This window comes from Mesotoga prima MesG1.Ag.4.2 (assembly GCF_000147715.2).
Lineage (GTDB): Bacteria > Thermotogota > Thermotogae > Petrotogales > Kosmotogaceae > Mesotoga > Mesotoga prima.
The window spans coordinates 2,334,086-2,352,266 of sequence record NC_017934.1 but is presented as its reverse complement, the minus strand read 5'-3'; the positions used below and the strand labels follow the sequence as shown (position 1 = coordinate 2,352,266).

Annotated in this window: 17 protein-coding genes and 1 riboswitch; of the genes, 14 read left to right on the top strand and 3 right to left on the bottom strand. The window is 45.2% G+C overall.

The features are described from left to right. Positions 1 to 60: 60 nt before the first annotated feature. A complete protein-coding gene (yajC, locus tag THEBA_RS10975) occupies positions 61 to 453 on the bottom strand; it encodes a preprotein translocase subunit YajC (RefSeq protein ID WP_006487685.1) in 393 nt (130 codons plus the stop codon). 155 nt (positions 454 to 608) lie between these two features. Here yajC and frr point away from each other — a divergent pair, with 155 nt between their 5' ends. From frr to THEBA_RS10925, 10 genes are all read left to right on the top strand, one after another. After that, positions 609 to 1,166 carry a ribosome recycling factor gene (gene frr / locus THEBA_RS10970; RefSeq protein ID WP_041928234.1) on the top strand — a complete coding sequence of 186 codons (558 nt, stop codon included), beginning with the start codon at positions 609 to 611 and terminating at the stop codon, positions 1,164 to 1,166. Then, positions 1,166 to 1,849 (top strand): polyprenyl diphosphate synthase, encoded by a 684-nt coding sequence (gene uppS, locus THEBA_RS10965; RefSeq protein WP_014731596.1) that lies wholly within the window; start codon positions 1,166 to 1,168, stop codon positions 1,847 to 1,849. The genes frr and uppS overlap by 1 nt, the downstream gene beginning before the upstream one ends. Beyond that, the gene (locus tag THEBA_RS10960) at positions 1,849 to 2,703 is read left to right on the top strand and encodes a phosphatidate cytidylyltransferase (RefSeq protein ID WP_006487688.1); all 855 of its coding nucleotides are present in this window, start codon (positions 1,849 to 1,851) and stop codon (positions 2,701 to 2,703) included. The genes uppS and THEBA_RS10960 overlap by 1 nt, the downstream gene beginning before the upstream one ends. Before the next feature lie 12 nt (positions 2,704 to 2,715). Beyond that, positions 2,716 to 5,325 carry an alanine--tRNA ligase gene (gene alaS / locus THEBA_RS10955; RefSeq protein ID WP_014731595.1) on the top strand — a complete coding sequence of 870 codons (2,610 nt, stop codon included), beginning with the start codon at positions 2,716 to 2,718 and terminating at the stop codon, positions 5,323 to 5,325. Then, a complete protein-coding gene (locus THEBA_RS10950; protein ID WP_014731594.1) occupies positions 5,312 to 5,722 on the top strand; it encodes a Mini-ribonuclease 3 in 411 nt (136 codons plus the stop codon). The genes alaS and THEBA_RS10950 overlap by 14 nt, the downstream gene beginning before the upstream one ends. 23 nt (positions 5,723 to 5,745) lie before the next feature. Then, entirely contained in the window at positions 5,746 to 6,465 is a 720-nt protein-coding gene (rlmB, locus tag THEBA_RS10945; protein WP_236609153.1) for a 23S rRNA (guanosine(2251)-2'-O)-methyltransferase RlmB, read from the top strand. A gap of 7 nt (positions 6,466 to 6,472) precedes the next feature. Continuing rightward, positions 6,473 to 8,269: a DNA mismatch repair endonuclease MutL gene (mutL, locus tag THEBA_RS10940; protein WP_014731592.1), complete on the top strand. Its 1,797-nt coding sequence runs from the start codon at positions 6,473 to 6,475 to the stop codon at positions 8,267 to 8,269. A 2-nt stretch (positions 8,270 to 8,271) separates the two neighbouring features. After that, positions 8,272 to 8,432: riboswitch (cobalamin riboswitch) on the top strand. Between the two features lie 44 nt (positions 8,433 to 8,476). Continuing rightward, entirely contained in the window at positions 8,477 to 9,370 is an 894-nt protein-coding gene (locus tag THEBA_RS10935; protein ID WP_236609257.1) for an ABC transporter substrate-binding protein, read from the top strand. After that, positions 9,367 to 10,359, top strand: coding sequence for a FecCD family ABC transporter permease (locus THEBA_RS10930; RefSeq protein WP_014731590.1), 993 nt, complete (start codon positions 9,367 to 9,369; stop codon positions 10,357 to 10,359). Before THEBA_RS10935 ends, THEBA_RS10930 begins: the two co-directional genes overlap by 4 nt. After that, complete coding sequence (locus tag THEBA_RS10925) at positions 10,352 to 11,131, top strand: ABC transporter ATP-binding protein (protein ID WP_014731589.1); 780 nt, start codon at positions 10,352 to 10,354, stop codon at positions 11,129 to 11,131. The genes THEBA_RS10930 and THEBA_RS10925 overlap by 8 nt, the downstream gene beginning before the upstream one ends. On the opposite strand, the gene THEBA_RS10920 is transcribed toward THEBA_RS10925, so the two are convergent. Continuing rightward, positions 11,122 to 11,592 (bottom strand): YbaK/EbsC family protein, encoded by a 471-nt coding sequence (locus tag THEBA_RS10920; protein WP_014731588.1) that lies wholly within the window; start codon positions 11,590 to 11,592, stop codon positions 11,122 to 11,124. The genes THEBA_RS10925 and THEBA_RS10920 overlap by 10 nt on opposite strands. Before the next feature lie 810 nt (positions 11,593 to 12,402). Here THEBA_RS10920 and THEBA_RS10915 point away from each other — a divergent pair. After that, entirely contained in the window at positions 12,403 to 12,792 is a 390-nt protein-coding gene (locus THEBA_RS10915) for a hypothetical protein (protein ID WP_006487699.1), read from the top strand. A gap of 39 nt (positions 12,793 to 12,831) precedes the next feature. Further along, the gene (locus THEBA_RS10910; protein ID WP_014731587.1) at positions 12,832 to 14,076 is read left to right on the top strand and encodes a hypothetical protein; all 1,245 of its coding nucleotides are present in this window, start codon (positions 12,832 to 12,834) and stop codon (positions 14,074 to 14,076) included. A 116-nt stretch (positions 14,077 to 14,192) separates the two neighbouring features. Here THEBA_RS10910 and THEBA_RS10905 read toward each other — a convergent pair whose 3' ends face one another. Then, positions 14,193 to 15,281, bottom strand: coding sequence for a serine hydrolase domain-containing protein (locus THEBA_RS10905; protein WP_014731586.1), 1,089 nt, complete (start codon positions 15,279 to 15,281; stop codon positions 14,193 to 14,195). A gap of 464 nt (positions 15,282 to 15,745) precedes the next feature. Here THEBA_RS10905 and THEBA_RS10900 point away from each other — a divergent pair, with 464 nt between their 5' ends. After that, complete coding sequence (locus THEBA_RS10900) at positions 15,746 to 17,215, top strand: ABC transporter substrate-binding protein (RefSeq protein ID WP_014731585.1); 1,470 nt, start codon at positions 15,746 to 15,748, stop codon at positions 17,213 to 17,215. Positions 17,216 to 17,230: 15 nt separating this feature from the next. Then, a complete protein-coding gene (locus THEBA_RS10895) occupies positions 17,231 to 18,181 on the top strand; it encodes an ABC transporter permease (protein ID WP_014731584.1) in 951 nt (316 codons plus the stop codon).

The following is an 18,181-nucleotide window of genomic DNA, read 5'->3' as shown; positions in this document are numbered from 1 at the left end:
TTTGCCCGAAAGACTCGGACAGACACCCCCTTCCAATATCTACAAATGTACCTGAAACTATTACTGTTTGACATTCACATCGGGTTCTACTTCTTCTTTGTCATTCTCGCCTTTATTAACTACGACGGCGATTGCCTTTCTTGTAACATCAAGTTCTGTTCCGGTGCCGGTCCTGATCCTTAGGCTGTCAGGTTTTATCATTGTAATCTTTCCGATGATTCCGCCGGCCGTAACTATTCTATCGCCAACCTTGAGCTTCTCCATCATCTGCTTGAACTGCTTATCCCTCTTTCTTTGAGGCATAATTATGAGGAAATAGAAGAAAGCAACCATAAGAACTAGCCATATGATTATTCCTGAGAAGCCCCCGCTGGTTGCTGCCCCCGGATCTGTCGAAGGAGCTGCCACATCTCCTGCCGGGGCATATGCAATGAAACTAAGGACTGAAAACATTTACATACCTCCTGTCATGGTTAGAGCACCTGTATGATTTTACCAGAATAGACTACCCAATTCAACTAACAAACCTTTTTTGCAGTTCTGACGCTACTAATACGAAAAGCCTTACATGATATAATTCCGTTGACATACGAGAGAAAGGGAGGAAGATCATGAATAGCCTGCTGAAAGATGCTGAAAACCGAATGAAGAAGAGCGTAGAAAAAATCGTGGAAGAGTACGCCCAAATGCGTACGGGCAGACCTTCCCCTGCCCTTCTTGAGTCTGTAAAGGTCGACTATTACGGAGTGCCTACACCGATTAACCAGATAGCCACAATCACAACTACCGAAGACCGTTCTTTAGTCATTAAGCCCTGGGATAGAAGCGTCCTCAGCCAAGTTGAAAAAGCAATCTTTGCCTCTAAACTTGACTTGACTCCCATAAACGACGGGGTCAATATCAAGTTGAACTTTCCTGTACCGACGACGGAACAGAGAGAAAAGTGGGTGAAGATCGCAAGAGATAATGCGGAGAAGGGAAAGATAGCTATTAGAAATATCCGAAGAGACGTTATAAAGGAAGCTAGAGAACTTGAAAAGGCATCAGAGATGACTGAGGACGATCTTAAGAAATTCGAGGAGGAAATTCAGGAGCTTACAAATCGATATATTGAAGAGATGGACAAGGCCTTTGAAAAGAAGAGTAAGGAGATCATGGACTTTTAATGGCCTTTCCCGTTCATGTAGCCTTTATAATGGATGGAAATGGCCGATGGGCCAAGAAAAGGGGACTTGAGAGAATTGAAGGACACAGAAAGGGTGCTGAAGTAGCGGACGCCGCCTCTCACTGGTGTGCAGATCTTGGAATAAGATACGTAACACTTTACGCGTTTTCCACGGAGAACTGGAGGCGTCCAAAGGAAGAAGTCGAATTTCTATTTGAACTGATGCTCCTTTACATAAGCAGCAAAGTCGGCAGTATGCTGGAAGAGGGCGTTAGAATGCGATTCATGGGGAGGCTGAACGAGCTTCCTCCTGAACTCGGGGACTTCGTCTTTCAGATCGAGAACAAGACTTCGATGGGTAAGAAACTTGATGTTATCGTAGCCCTTAATTATGGTGGAAGGGCAGAGATTGTTGACGCGGTAAACGAGATTCTTAAGATCGGAAAGGAACAAATATCGGAAGAAGACATAGCCATGAATCTTTATCTTCCAGATGTTCCCGAACCCGATCTGATCATTCGAACCTCTGGAGAAGAAAGACTCAGCAACTTTTTGACGTGGCAATCGGTATACAGTGAGCTGTTTTTCACTGGAACTCTGTGGCCTGATTTCACGAAAGAGGAATTCCATAGAGCAGTGGACGATTACTCAAAAAGGAAAAGAAGGTTTGGTGCATTGGACTGATGAAGAAAATCTCGGAGACAGGTATCAGGATAGTGACCGCTGCCGTTGTGGCTCCTTTTGTCATTCTATGTTTCGTTAACTATTATTCATTCATTGGATTGGTCTCTGCCGTGGTGCTTTTTTCAAACTATGAATACCTAAAGTTCAGTTTAAAAGAGCGGAACCATCAGTCAGTCAGAATTGCTCTGTCCGGGGTAATACCTGCGATAATCGTTGCTTACGGAATACTTCTCGATAGATTTGCCAGAGTTGAATCTGCAGCTCCTAGACCGGAGTTGATTTTTGCAGTGGGTGTGATTTCTATTACTTCGATAGTCATAACTACAGTCGCCGATGTAAGGAGTGCCAAAGAGATAATAGCTAATTCCGTATTCTCCCTTATATACATTGGCTTCGATCTTGCATTCTTTTATCACATCTATCTCGGGTTCGGTTCATCTATGGCGTTGATGTCATTAACATCTGTGTGGCTATTCGACACCGGGGCTTACTTTTTAGGAAAGAAATTTGGTCACATCAGGATCTCTCCGAGTTACAGCCCCAAAAAGAGTCTCGAGGGAGTAATTGGTGGATACGTGACTTCTCTTCTTTTTATGCTTCTGTTCGTCTCTTTGAGCAAACTAACAGGACTTTACAACGGTCCCGACCTGGGAATACTTCAGTTCATGGTATTGGCAGTTGTGGTAGCCGTATTTGGTACAATTGGTGACATTGCCGAATCATCTTTCAAAAGATATCACGGTGTTAAGGATTCTGGCAGTTTGCTGCCTGGACATGGTGGTATGCTTGATCGTATAGACGGTGTTCTTTTCGTAACACCCATGTTTTATATTTTCCTTACTCTTTTGACTTGAGGAGGCAAGATAGTGAAATACATGACTGGCGCTGAGATAAGAGAGAGTTATCTCAAGTTTTTTGAATCTAAAGATCACAAAAGGTTGCAGAGTGCTTCATTGATACCGAACGATCCCCAGCTGATGTTCACAGTCGCCGGGATGGTTCCTTTTAAACCGATCTTCTGGGGCAAGATAGAACCCACTTACAGAAGAGTAACAACCTGTCAGAAATGCGTAAGGACTAACGACATCGAAAACGTAGGAAGAACCCCTAGACATCAAACGTTTTTCGAGATGCTGGGTAACTTCTCGTTCGGCGATTATTTTAAGAGAGAGACCATAAAATGGGCTTGGGAATTTGTTACCGAGTATCTGAATCTCCCGGAAAACCGTTTGTGGGTTTCCGTCTATCTTGACGATGACGAAGCGTTTTCAATATGGAGAGATGAAGTCGGCATCCCAGAAAAGAAGATCATTAGGCTTGGAAAGAAGGACAACTGGTGGGGTCCGGCCGGGCCCTCCGGTCCATGTGGACCCGATTCAGAGATCTTCATAGACAGAGGTCATGGAGACAACTGCCCGGATCCCGAGAACTGCAGCCCCGCTTGCGATTGCGGTAGATTTCTTGAATTCTGGAATCTTGTATTTACAGAATTCAACCAGGACGAGGAAGGAAATCTCACTTACCTCGAAAGAAAGAACATCGATACGGGATTTGGCCTTGAAAGAGCCGCCTCGATACTTCAAGATGTCGATTCGAATTTCGACACCGACTTGTTCATACCGATAATCAAAAAGATTGAAGAGATCCTTGGAATTAAGTATAAGGAAAAACCGGGCTCCGATATCTCGATAAAAGTCATTGCCGATCATGCGAGATCGGTTGCATTTATGGTTTCAGATGGTATTCTTCCCTCTAACGAAGGTCGTGGATACGTACTCAGAAGAATTTTGAGAAGGGCTGTACGCCACAGTTCACTGCTCGGATACAGTTCCCCGTTTCTTTACCGAATAGTGGAGACAGTTGCGGATCATATGGGAAATGTATATCCCGAACTGAGGCAGAGGCTTTCATTCACTCAAGAAATCACTCTTAAAGAGGAGGAGAGATTCCTCTCAACACTTGTAAATGGTGAAAAGAGATTGAAGTCAGTACTTGTCGACAAGAAAGAACTTTCAGGTCCCGAATTATTCATGCTACACGATACTTATGGATTCCCCCTGGAACTTGTTGAGGAGATCGTTGCGGGTACCGGTGTAACTCTTGACAAAGAAGGCTATGAAAGGGAAATGGCGTTACAGAGAGAGAGGGCCAGGGAGGCAATGGGAGACAGAGAATATCTTAGCAACGTCGAAGCATATTCAACTATATTTCCTGTGACCGGCAATTCGAAATTCACAGGTTACTCGAGATTCGAAGACAAATCCAAGATCGTCGCCATTCTAAAAGAAGGTGACGCCGTAGAAACCCTTAGCAAAGGCGAAACCGGAGATTTAATCTTTGAAAAAACACCGTTCTATCCCGAAAGAGGAGGACAGGTTACCGATACGGGTTTGATCCGTACAGACAATGCTTCTGCAAAGGTCGAGAGAGTGTTCATACCTTACCAGGAGATGATAGTCCACAGGGCTTTTGTTGAAGAAGGTGCTTTACATGTTGGGGACAAAGCTTGGCTTTCGGTGGATGAGGACCGAAGAAAGGCGATAACGAGAAATCACACCGCTACTCATTTGCTGCACGCAGCGTTAAGAAAGGTGCTTGGGGAACACGTCCACCAATCTGGTTCTCTGGTTCAGCCAGATAGATTACGTTTCGATTTTTCGCATTTTCAGCCGTTATCGACAGATGAACTCAACGAAGTTGAAGAAATCGTAAATGAAGAGATCCTCAAGGCTAAAGTAGTAGATAAGGCAGAAAAAAGCTTTGACGAGATTAAAGGGCAGGATGTGATGGCGCTTTTTGAAGAGAAGTACGGCGACAAGGTGCGGGTAATATCAGTCGAAGGATTCAGCAGAGAACTTTGCGGAGGCACTCATGTTGACAACACCGGAGAAATCGGTCTCTTCAAAATCCTTTCCGATACCTCTGTTGCTGCAGGGACAAGGCGAATAGAAGCGATAACAGGAAAAACGTCTCTTAATTATTTCAGAAATCTGTTCAACAGGCAGAAAACAATAAGAGAAGTGCTTGAGGTTCCCGAAGATTTAATTATCCAGAGGCTTCAAGGGGTTTTGAACGAGCTGAAGTCAGGTGGACAAGAGATAAAAAGATTGAAAGAAAAGCTGCTCTCTGGAGACTCCCTGATGAAAGATAAGAAGATGATCGTTAATGGGACGAAACTGCTCATAAGAAGGGTCGAAAACGCTCCTTCTAGCGCCCTGAGAAATGGGGCCGATGTTCTTCTTAGCAAAGAAGGCGGCGGAATAGTGATAATATTCAACGAGCTGGAAGACTCAGTCTCGTTCGTTGTGAAGGTCGAGAAGAAACTTACTGACAAATTCAACGCAGGTGAGATCGCCAGGAAAATCGCAAGAGACCTTGGAGGGGGCGGTGGAGGTAGACCAGACTTTGCCCAGGCAGGTGGAAAGGATCTATCAAAGTTGCAAACATTAATCGAGAGGATTGATGAATACCTATAACAACGGTAACGACAAAAGGGATAATCTCTTTTCTTTCTCGGTAAGTCCTGACCAGTTGTCGCTTGACAGCCTTGCTTTCTTAGGAGATGCAGTTTATTCGCTCTATTTTCGATTGAATACCTTGCCGCAGGCCCGGAGGAGAGCAGGTCATCAGCACAACATAGTAAAAGATTACGTAAGTGCCTCAGGTCAAAGGAAAGCTCTTGAAGAAGTTGCTGACCTTCTTGATGAAGAAGAGAAAGAAATCGTCAGAAGGGGTTACAATTCAAGAGGTTCAAAAAAACATGGAGATGATGAGGACTATAAAATGGCCACCGCTTTTGAAGCTCTCATCGGATATTTATTTCTTGAAGGAAAGACTGAGAGAATCAGAGAGCTGTTCGAAAGGGTGATTTAATGTATTTACATGGAAGAAATGTATTGAGAGAGCTTCTCACAGTCGACTCTTCAGCTCTGAACGTAAAGCGCATAGTTTTCACTAATCAGAAAAATGTCGACTCGCAACTTCTTGAACTGGCTGAGGAATCAAAGGCAAGGGGATTCAGAATTGAAGAGATGGCACCAGAAAAGCTTGCCAATCTCTGTAGAGAGAAGAAGCATCAAGGCGTCGTGATTGATCTTAAACAGTTTCCTTACTCTGACTCCGAAGAGCTCCTCCGAGCAATTGAAGAGCAAAGGACAGCTACGATTGTACTTCTTGACCAGATTCAGGATCCGCATAATCTTGGTGCAATAATTAGGACTTCAGTGGCAGTTGGGGCGGATGCTATCGCAATTACCTCGAGTAACTCCGCGGAAATAACCCCGTCGGTTGTGAAAGTCTCTGCCGGTCTTGCTTTTAAAATTCCGATAATAAAGATAATAAATATGGCACAGTTCGAAGAGATTCTGAAGGAGAAAGGGTTCTGGATTTATGCTTCAGATATGGAAGGAATCCCTTATTATGAAAACGAATACTCTGAAAAGTCTGCTATTGTGTTCGGGAATGAAGGGAAGGGTGTAAGGCGACTGGTAAAGGAAAGAAGTGACCGTCTCATTTCGATACCTATGGAAGATACAGTGGACTCCCTTAATGTAGCCGCCTCGGCCGCAATTATTCTCTTTGACAGGCGTCGCCAGCTTGCCCTGGGAGGAGAGTGAGCTTTTTATGAGAATACACGAGCTCCCGACAGATGTTGTGAGAAAGATCGCGGCGGGAGAAGTGGTAACGGGTTGTTTTTCTGTTGTAAAGGAGCTTGTAGAAAACAGTATAGATGCAGGAGCATCATTAGTTGAAATCGAAATAAGATCCGGTGGTAAGGAATACATAATGGTTAGAGACAACGGTAGTGGGATGACTAACCAGGAAGCGAAACTTGCAATAAAACCCCATACTACGAGTAAGATCTCCTCGATAGAGGATCTTGACTCGCTCATTACGTTTGGCTTTAGAGGCGAAGCTCTCTCGACAATTGCTTCAGTTTCACGCATGCGTCTTTCGACCGCAGCAGATTCAGAAGAACTTGGGACGATCCTGGAAATCGCAGGAGGAAGTGTCACTGGGCAGAAACCCCTAAGCGGCTCAAATGGCACTTTCGTGGAGGTCTTTGATCTGCTTTACAACACACCCGCCAGAAGGAAGTTCTTGAAGTCCGCCTCAATTGAAGGTCGTATGGTAACTGAGATGATCCAGAGATTTATTTTAGCTTTCGAAAATGTCGATTTTGTGTATTCCCGTGATTCTCAAACGGTATTCGACACAAGAGGAGCCGGATCTCTTCAGGATAGGATCGCTCTCATCTATCCGGGGATCTCTACGAGGGATCTAATTCCCGTATCAGGTGATTCAGGCGAAATCAAGGTCAATGGTTACGTTACACTCCCTAGCCGCACGAGAAAAAACAGAATGGGTGAAAACATCTTTGTGAACAGAAGATATGTGAGACAATTCGAACTGAATTATGCACTGGAAAGAGGTTATGGCGAAACCCTTCAAAAAGGTAATTTTCCTTTTGCAGTTCTTTTTATTGATATTGACCCTCAGGAAGTCGATGTTAACATCCATCCACAGAAACTCGAAGTTAAGTTTGCTTCTACTGCAGCCGTTCTGGATGAGGTGAAGAGAGCAGTGCGGTCGGCCATCAAAGGTGCCGGTCATTTCACAATCAATATAGTCCATAGCGAAGAGAACATAACCGGAAGTTCGGAGGAACGGAAAGATGTCTCAGAGATTTATCAGGATCACGAAGTAAGTAATCACGGCTTCAAACACCCATGGAGGAACCAAAAAGTCTTCGATAACAATGCTAGCGACACCTACACGCAGTCCAGAATTGATCGTCACCATTTCAGATCATTTGCTCTTGGTGGAGAGCGTGAAGGTTCACCGGAAAAGGAAAAAAGTGGGGAAGGAAAAGTCAGTTTTATTGGCGTATTCGGAGAAAGGTATTTGATTGCGGAATCCGAGGACGGTCTCTTGTTGATCGATCAGCATGCCGCTCATGAGCGGATCATTTTCGAGACCCTCAAAGAAAGCAAGAGAATCGCCCCGCAAAATCTTCTAATGCCTCTTGAACTGAATCTCGAGAGGTCAAGAATGGATCTGGTTATCGCAAGAGAGGAAACGCTGAAGAAACTTGGGTTCACTTTCGATTTCGTCAATGATAAAATCATAATGGTCTCTATCCCTCAGGTCATGGGAGTAGAAGGCGTAGTCGATGTGCTAGAGGAGATTCTCGACGAAATGAGGCTTGAAGGTCTTGAGGATCCGAAAACGGTTTTCGATAATCTCCTGGCATCGATTGCATGCAAGGCTGCAATAAGGACCGGAAACAGACTTGACATAGGACAAGCGGAGGAGCTCTTCGAAGAGCTGAGAAGAAAGAATCTTCTTGTTTGTCCCCATGGAAGACCAATCTCCATGGTAATAAGACTGGAGGATCTGGACAGGTATTTCTCCAGGTAACTCTGAAAAACATAGCTTCATATCAAGGGAAACCGGTGTGAATCCGGTACGGTCCCGCCACTGTGAGCGGTACGAACTCTGCGAGTGCCACTGGGTAACCGGGAAGGCGCAGACATTAGGTTGATCCGCAAGTCAGGAGACCTGAGTGAAGCTCAGATATCACCATCCTTCCGAGGTAGAGGGGTGGTGAAATTCCTTGCAAAAGAGGTGAGTGTTTTGAAAAGAGCTTTAACAGTTGGTTTGGTTGTACTGTTTGCTGCTTTGTCAGCTGCGATCGACATTGTGGATGATCTTGGAAGACTCGTAACGATCAATGAACCTCCCGAAAGAGTGGTTGTCGCTTCTCCCGCGATAACGAAGTATCTTGAGGTTCTTGACCTTTCATCCAGAATCGTAGGAGTAACCGACTGGGATCCATTTGCGCTTTCGAACGAAGTAGAAAAGATCGGCAATCTGGTTCCCTTAAACCTGGAGAAGATAGTCTCACTCAGTCCTGATCTTGTGATGATTTCGGGAGGGTTTCAGGAGGCAGAAGTTGAGAAACTGGAGAATATCGGGGTCAATACATACGTGATGAATCCAAACTCCTTCGAGGACATCTACAGAAATCTCGTGGTTGTTGGGAATATTTTTGGCGTTCCCGAGAGAGGCAAGACCTCCGCCGATGACTTCAGAGAAGAGGTTCTCGCAATCGCAAAAGACTCTCATAAGCTATCTCAAGATGAGAAACCCAGAGTAATTTACATAATGATAGCCGGGGAGGTTAGCGATATATGGACATGCGGGACAGGTTCCTTTGTGAATCAAGCAATCGCATTCGCAGGCGGTGCGAACGTCGCCGCTCCATACAGTGGAAACAACGGGTGGTTTCCAGTAAGCCCAGAGTTTGTGCTGAATTCTCAGCCCGAGATAATACTGGTTCCATACTATTACGAAGGTGGGCAGGAAGAAGCTGTCAATATGATTGTCTCATACAAGCCCTTTGAAGAACTGCCAGCTGTGAAGAACGATAGAGTTTATCCCCTTTATGACGGACTTACAGCTTATGCAAACCCCAATTTTGTCAACTTAGTTAAAACGCTAAAGGAGTTCTTCTTTTGAAACGAACTGTATTATTCGTACTGCTTTCCACAGCATCCATTCTAGGGATGCTGTGGTTTTCGAGTTTCGGCACGATAAGCTATTCCCTCGGCGAAATCTTCGAGATACTCATCGGTAATTCTTCGGGAACTGCCTCCAGTATCTATCTGAATCTAAGGCTTCCAAGGTTATTGGTGGCATTCCTAATCGGTTCGGGACTGGCAGTGGGTGGAAACGGTCTTCAGTTAACCCTTAAAAATCCTTTGGCAGATCCTTACATTATCGGTATATCTGCAGGGGCTTCTTTTGGAGCTGTTCTTTCTCTATTCTTGCGGGAAGTGAGCAGATTAGACCTCAATATGAACACGCTTGCTTTTGCATTCGCCCTGTTTTCATCTTTCCTGACTTACACGATCTCCAGAAGGGGAGGAAGGATTCCGATTACAACACTCGTCCTATCCGGGGTAATAGTCTCTTTTCTCTTTAATGCAGCAGTAACATTTCTCGTCGTTTTTGCGTGGCGAAACGTAATAACTCTACATTTCTGGTCCCTGGGTTCGCTGTCTGGAGCTACATGGAATGACGTCTTCAAATTAACTCCTGTCATTTTTGCCCAGTATGGAATATTTGCGGTAATCCACAGGAAAATGGTAATTATGGCGGCTGGTGAAGAACACGCAATTACCGTCGGTGTCCGTCCTGAATTACTCAAGTTTCTCGTCTTTTTCACGGTTTCTATAGTATCCGCCGTCGCCGTTTCAACTGCAGGGTTGATAGGTTTCGTAGGTCTAGTCATTCCGCATATGATAAGACTTGCTTTTGGGGCGGACAGCAAATTGAACCTTCCTGCAACTGCGCTGCTTGGAGGGCTGTTCTTGGTGATTTGCGATGCTTTTGCAAGAACACTGTTTCAACCAACAGAGCTTCCTATAGGTGCAGTTACAGCGCTTGTGGGAGCGCCCGTATTCATCTTCTTGTTGAGAAGCAAGGAAGTGGCTAAAGATGGTTGAACCTATACAAATAGAGGGACTCCATTTCAGCTACGGCAAAGAGGAGGTCTTGAGAGGAATCGATCTCCACCTAAAGAATGGTGAAGTACTTGGAGTTCTGGGACCTAATGGAAGCGGTAAATCAACCCTCATGAGCGTAATCTGCGGAATTCGAAAGAACTGGAGCGGCAAAATTAGTGTGATGGGCGATAACCTTCGGGGCCTCTCGACAAAAAAACTGGCAAGAATAGTATCTTACATTCCACAGAGCTTTGAACCATCATTTGATCTGAAAGTTGAGACTATTGTTTCCTTTGGAAGAAATCCACATTTGAACGGACTGGGAAACATGACAAATGAAGATTACAGGATCATTGAGGAATCGATGAGGCTTACGGAAGTATATGAATTCAAGGATCGTCCCTTCAGTACGCTCAGCGGAGGTGAGAAACAGCGTGTAATAATTGCAAAGGCTCTTGCCCAGGAAGGGAAGATACTTCTTATGGACGAGTTCACAACTCACCTAGACCCTGGCCACGCAAGAAGAGTCGGAAAAATCGCGACCGATCTCGTCCGCGCAAAAGGACTAAGTGCAATAGCGATCTTTCACGATATAAATCAGGCGGTAGAAATTTCAGACAGGCTTCTATTCATCAATAATGGAAGAGTAATTGCTTCAGGCAAGGTATGGGATATCGTTACTCCGGAAATTATTAGTTTGGTTTACGGCCTCAAATCAAGAATCATGGAAAACCCGATCAGCGGGCTGCCACTGGTAGTATTCTACGATTGAGACATGGGATTGCTGACATCGGCTACCTTGGCTCCAGTTATCCTTACAAGCTCTTCGAAGCTCGTCTCAACTGCAGAACCCGAAGTCCCCGCGGCAGGGAACACGACATCATATTCCCGTAGATTAAGATCAACGATAATATTGATATCCTGAAGTCCGAAGGGGCAAACACTTCCGGGAGAAAAGCCTGTTAACTGAAGTGTTGTGGTCTCATCTGCGAGTCTCGGTTTTTCACCGGCGATTTTCTTGAGCTTCGAAAGCGACACCTTCCGATCACCCGGGCAGACCACAAGATAAGCTCTTCCACTTTTGCAAATGAAGAGGATCGACTTTGCTATCTGACCGACTTTCACCTTCAACATCTGCGCAGCCGTGATGGCAGTGGGTGTCGTCCCTTCAGGAAACTCGTAAAACTCTAGGTCGTTGGCCTTCAGTATGGCCATTACCTTCTCTGGAATCATCGTACACCTCCGGGAAAGCAATTGAATTATGATACCACGAGTTTGAGAGTCAAATCGAGCATCCGATATGCAGATAATGAAGTCAAAATCTAACTCAAAGGGACGTGTTCTTAATCTCCTTCATGTCGACTTCGAGTAGATTTTATTTTGATGCATCAACTCTCTCTTAAGTAGATTTAATTATGATGCATTACGGCATCTATTACAAAAGTAGAAATGGAAAATCTTTGAGGAAAAAGCTTTCCCCTGAATAAAGGAAACATTCAAAGTTTTCTGCTGCCTTCCGATTCGGACCAATCGCAAGCCGTTTTCGTAATTTTGGACATCAAAGACGGGCATATGGATGCATAATCGATCACATTCTCATGAACAGTCGCCAAGCGATAGCTTTCTTAAATTTATTTTCACTCTCTTCATTAAAGACCGGGTCACTCTCTCGATCAGAATGCAATCAGATTAACAACGTGCGTGTTTCTACAGAGTTTTTTGACAGCCAGCCACAACCTAGAATTTCACGAACCGTCAATCTTCTTCACTGCGACAATCCAGCCTCTTCGCAGAACCAATGCCGTCATACAGAAATCCGCGCGCCAAAAAAATCAGAACCTGCTGAACCTTTCCAACCGCCTCGAGCGGAAAAGCTTGGTCTCCCGATCGCCTTCATCGCTTTGTTGGCAGTACTTCACCAATATAATGAAATGTATTTATAGAGATTCCGTATTGCCTTTAATTTACAATACGGTATTGTGGTAAACTATTGGTGTACATACTCATGTGCCCTATCCAAATTCAATCATTGGAGGTGGTATTATGAGACTTACGGTAGTTCTACTTCTGCTCTGCCTTCTATCAGTCTCTTTCGCAAACGGTCTGGAGCAAACAAAACAGACGCGTGTCGAACTTCCGGGTTGTTATATCATAAGATGCTACGGAAGCTGTTTCCGGGGCGATCAGGGATACGACTGCGTACTAACGGGCAGAGCGGCGAACTTCGATGGCAACGGAAATCCACTGGCCGTAACATTGCATCTCTATCTAGATTGTTACGTCGTTTATTTCATCGTTCAGTCCTGCAGTTCCAGCGGTGAGTTTTCCGGCATCGGAGAGGTTGAAGGTTCGGTGGGTTGTTTCATAAACACCGGGCCTTACGAAGGCTCTTGCTTCACTTATGAGTCATCATGTGCCTGTTCGGACTCATAAAGTTTCTCCGAAATGTCACAGATAACTGGAGGTGATTTTATGAAAAGGACAATGCTTTTTCTAATACTTTCTCTGTGTTTCGTCACTACCTTTGCCGCCGGCCTTACAGGCTACTTGACTCAACAGATTCCATGGATGGCCGGAAACGAAATGACGCTCGTCCCGCTCAGCGAATCAAAACCTGACACTCTGGAAGCTCCATCTATAAAAGGATTGAAGTACGGCCTTCTCGAGCTCGGCGCCAAGCCGATAGTATTCGCGCTCATACCCGGAGAGATCCCCCTCCTGTGGATCGACGCAAACAACAACAGCAATGTGCTTGACGACCCAACGATCGCACCGGACTTCAAGGAGACCCACCAAGACACTACGACCTACGAGTGGATTACCAGAGTCAAAACCTTTTATGAACTCGAGGGTTATTGGGAATCAAGATCTGTCAAACTGTTAGCCAGAAAGACGGGGTTGACTGGCGAGTTGGAGTTCCGATACTGTTTGTATGAGCACATGGAGGGGTTAGTCTGGGCCGAAGACGGCCCGAGAAAGCTCAAACTCTTCACGCTCGACCCCAAAGGTTTTTACTCTACCGACCAGGTTTACTTCGGAGTCGATACGGACGGCGACGGCGAAATTGCTCTAATCCACGACTCTTACGAGATCTTCCTGCATGGGGAAGTCTTCTCTTTGAACGGCAAGGCATACAGACTTGGCGAAGTTTCCAAAGACGGGAAAAAGGTTTCCTTCGAGGAGACCGGGTACGCTCCGACGGAGAAACCGAGATTTCTCAAGGGAGATGCTCTTCCGATTCCCGGAGTTCTCCAGACGGATCCAATTGTTAATGCGGCCTTTTTTGAGGGATCCCCCAGCCTGATCGTCCTCAGCAAAGTCACGCCTGCGACAGTCGTCGAACCGGTATACTCCGATTGCGACTGCATTTCTCTGAGCGCTTTCGAAAGGTTCAGATTGGACGGAATCATCGATCTCGCCCAAAGGTACACAGATCTGAAGGTTCTATGGGTACTCACAGGAAAGGAGCAAGTCGAGCCGGAAGCGGCGCTGCTGGAAAATATCTATTTGAGAGACGAAAAAGCCCTGGTCGATTTCTACGGCTTCCCAGGCGAGGAGAGGGTTTTCATCGTCGACTCGAAGGGCGTTATCGCCGAACTAGACAGCTACTGGGTCGACGAGGCGAGCCTCGACACTGACCGGCCGCAGAACGGAAAGTTGATGCTCAATTACTCCGACATAAGAAAGACTGTAGAAGCTCTGTACAAAACCGATTGAAGATTAACCCCGTTAGCAAATCGAGTCTTCCGATAAGGCAGAGAACCGCTCTTCAAATGAATGAGAGCGGTTCTTTCCATTTAGAACTTCCGACAAAAAACGCTCAACCCGCCGAATCAATTACTTCCCATATCGTTCACTATAACGGCTTTCGCCAGTTCGTGCGCGAGAGCGGTGAAATCCTTTCCCTCGATGTTGCTCAGCACCACCACAAAGATGTCGTCATCGACATACCTATTTATTCTAGTCGAGGTACCCTTCGTGTCTCCGTCGTGATAAACAACTCTTCTGTACTCGCCATCTATAAGCTCGTTACCGATGAAGACTCCATAGCCTGCCTCAAAGAGTTCGTTTGATGGACTCTGCATTAGTCTTAAAAAGCTTTCTGAAAGCACTTCGCCGGCGGAAAGCGCTCGGTCCCACAGATACAGATCATACACAGTGGAGTATAACCCCCCGGCTCCTCCGGGAAGCCTTCTATCGACCCAGTCAGCAGGTCTTACGCTAGAGAGATCTATAACATAGGAATCACAGTAGTAAGGAAGACCCCATCCGCTATCGTATTCATTGTAGTCGTAACCGGTGTTGTTCATTCCCAGTGGTTCGAAGAAGCTCGTTCTCAGATATTCATCATAGCGCTTCCCGCTTGCCCTTTCTACTATGACACTGAGAAGGAAATAGGCGCTGTTGCTGTAGAGAAAGCTGCTTCCAGGTTCAAACCTCAAAGGCAGAGAGGAGATGTAGGCGATTTCGGCCTCTTGAAGAGTTCTTCCCACTTCAAATTTCCTGATTTCCTCACGGAGTTCTTGCGTGTTAATCATTGTGGGGATTCCAGAAGAATGATTAAGCATTTGTTCGATCGAAATGATGTCGCCGTTTTGAAACTCAGGTATGAACTTCCCAACCGGATCTGAAAGAGACATAAGACCATCTTCGCATAGCCTCAGAATCGCCGCCGCAGTGAACTGCTTTTTTATAGAGGCAATTCTGAACTTCTTCTCTGGAGTATTGGGGATAGTTCTCTCGATATCGGCCATGCCATAGCCGCCTGCATGAAGGATAACGTCTCCCCTGGAGACAAGAATGGCCCCCCAAAAACCCTCAAAGTCGATAATTCTATTTATCACATCATTTATGGGATTGGAAACCAGAGATACAGAAGACATCACGACGATTACTGCTAATGTAGCTATTTTCCTTATCAACGAGCACCTCCCGCAATAAGAAAAGTATCGAGTATAACTACATAATAACCTATGACAAACCATCTCATATAGAGTTATCGGGAGATTTTACTAAGATGGTAGCGTCCGGCTTTTTCACAGTTTCTTTGGACATTCGTACTCTGGTTTTTCCGAAGTTTGAAATCAACACATGTAGTTCTGAAGAAGCCGTCTCGGCGACCTAAATACCTAGAACTACCTACGAACACACAATGAAGATTGATGAGCTGGATAAGAACTACAAGAATCTTCGCATAAAGCAACGTAATCTGCGATAGACTATTGATGAAACGGAAGATTTGCAAATTATCCCGGAATATTTCTCAACAAAGCCAGAGTTAGGTTTTTCCACTCATAATGTTTAAAATATCAATCGATGCTGGCTTTACTGTATATTACGCCCGGATTGAATGATGCACTGATGGGTTCGTTTGGGGAGGAATGAAGTGAGAAGAATTGGCTTAATGTTGATGTTGTTGATTGTTGCCGTTACTGCCTTGCTTTCACAGAGAATAGTGGTTGCGGTGATGCAGGATCCCGATTTTCTCGATCCACACAGGGCGGCGGCTTCGGGAACCTACGAAATGATGTTTAACGTGTTCGAGGGTCTTCTCAAGCCCAACCCTAATGGTACCGTAATACCTGCCATAGCCGAAAGCTACAGTATTTCTGAAGACGGTATGGTCTACACTTTCAATCTCAGGAGCGGAGTGAAGTTTCATAACGGATCAGAGGTTACGGTAGACGATGTTTTGTACTCTTTGAACCGGCTCAAAGGCTCTAACGGCGAAAGAGGACTTTCTCCCGATTTTGAGAAGTTTGTTTCGAAGATTGAAGCGGTAGATGACAAGACTGTCAGGGTCAAACTCAGTACACTCAACACTGACTTTCTCGAGAAGTTCATAGTGGCAATTATTCCGGAAAGTAACGAAAACCATGAGAAGAATCCTGTGGGAACAGGTCCTTTTAGGTTCGTAGAATATAGACCGGGTCAGAGGCTAGTTATCGAAAAGTTTGAGGAATATTGGAATCCTGAGCTGCCAAAAGTCGAGGAAGTTGAATTTAGAATAATTCCCGACAATCAGGCAGCAATAATGAGTTTCCTGGCAGGAGAGGTTCAGATACTTCCGAGACTCGATGCTATTCAGGCAATGGCACTAGGAGATCGATACAATCTATTAACTGCCGAACAGAATATGGTTCAGTTGATGGCAATGAACCATGCGGTCAGCCCTTTCGACGACATTAGAGTCAGGAGAGCGATAAACCATGCTGTGGACAAGGAGGAGATTATAGAAATCGTGGCCGGCGGTTACGGGACAAAGCTCGGCTCAAACATGTCGCCGATAATGAGCGCGTATTACAGAGAAGGTCTTGAGGACTACTACGAACCGAGTGTCGAGAAAGCAAAAGCTCTTCTCTCAGAAGCTGGATATCCAGATGGATTTGACACAAAGATTACTGTGCCTTCCAACTATCAGTTTCATATAGATACTGCCCAGGTAATTGCGGAACAGCTTAAGAGAGTGGGTGTAAGGGCGGAGATCGAGCTTGTCGAGTGGAGTGTTTGGCTGGACAGAGTCTACACAGCAAGAGAGTACGAAATGACAATAATCGGTCTTACTGGCAAATTGAGTGCTTACGAAATATTGAGGCGATATGTTTCCGACTATCCGAGAAATTTCTACAACTATTCCGACAGTGAATACGACCGTATAATTAGTCTGGCTATTGAAAAGACTGCCGTCGAAGAAAAAGCATCTATGTTCAAAAGAGCTCAAGAGATTCTTACAGAAGATGCCGCCGCAGTTTACATCATGGATCCCAACTTTATCGTTGCTCTAGCTCCCAATTTGCACGGATACACGGTCTATCCTCTCTACGTGCAAGACATGTCGACTCTCTATTATCGCTGACAAGGAGAGGCATTTGTGTTTGTTTATTTAAAGAAGCTCTTTGCCATGATTTTAACGGTGCTTCTGGTTTTGCTGATAACCTTTGTTACATTTGAGATCATTCCGGGCAATCCTGCGTTGTCAAGACTTGGTGTGGATGCTCAAGAATCCCAGTATGAAGCCTTGTCAGCAGAACTAGGTTTGGATGATCCATTAGGGATAAGGCTGTCCAGGTGGTTGAAAGGGCTTTTCACGGGTGATCTTGGAATCTCAATGAGATACTCCGTTCCTGTATCGGAATTAATCCTCGACAGATTGCCCGTAACTATTTCTCTCGCAGTGATGGCTTTGGCCCTGATTATCCTAATAGGCATTCCTCTTGGCATAGTTAGCGCAAAATATGGTGAAAGGCTACCAGGAGTTATGATCACACTAATCTCACAGATTGGGATGGCAATTCCATCTTTCTGGAGTGGGATTATTTTGATCTATATATTTGGAATTCTCCTTCGCTGGGTATCACCTGGAGGATATGTTCCTTGGAGCGAGGATGCTTATGGAGCGTTCAAGTCACTTATCCTACCAGCCATCGCCATAGCGCTTCCATCGATTGCATCAGTCATAAGATACACAAGAAACTCCGTAATGGATCAGATGAAGAACGATTATGTACGGCTCGCAATGTCGAAAGGGATGAACCTGAATTCAGTGTTATTGAGACATGTACTCAAGAATGCCCTGATTCCTATTATCACTGTACTTGGAATGATAACGGCAAACATTTTAGGCGGATCAATCGTCATTGAACAGGTTTTCACGCTTCCCGGCGTCGGAAGACTTCTGATAAACGCCATCACGACCAGGGATCTCCCTCTGGTGCAGGGAATGGTTTTGTACATTGCTTTCATAGTCGTTATTATTAACTTCTTTATCGACGTCATATACACAGTTATCGACCCAAGAATCAGATTGGGTCAGAGGGACTAA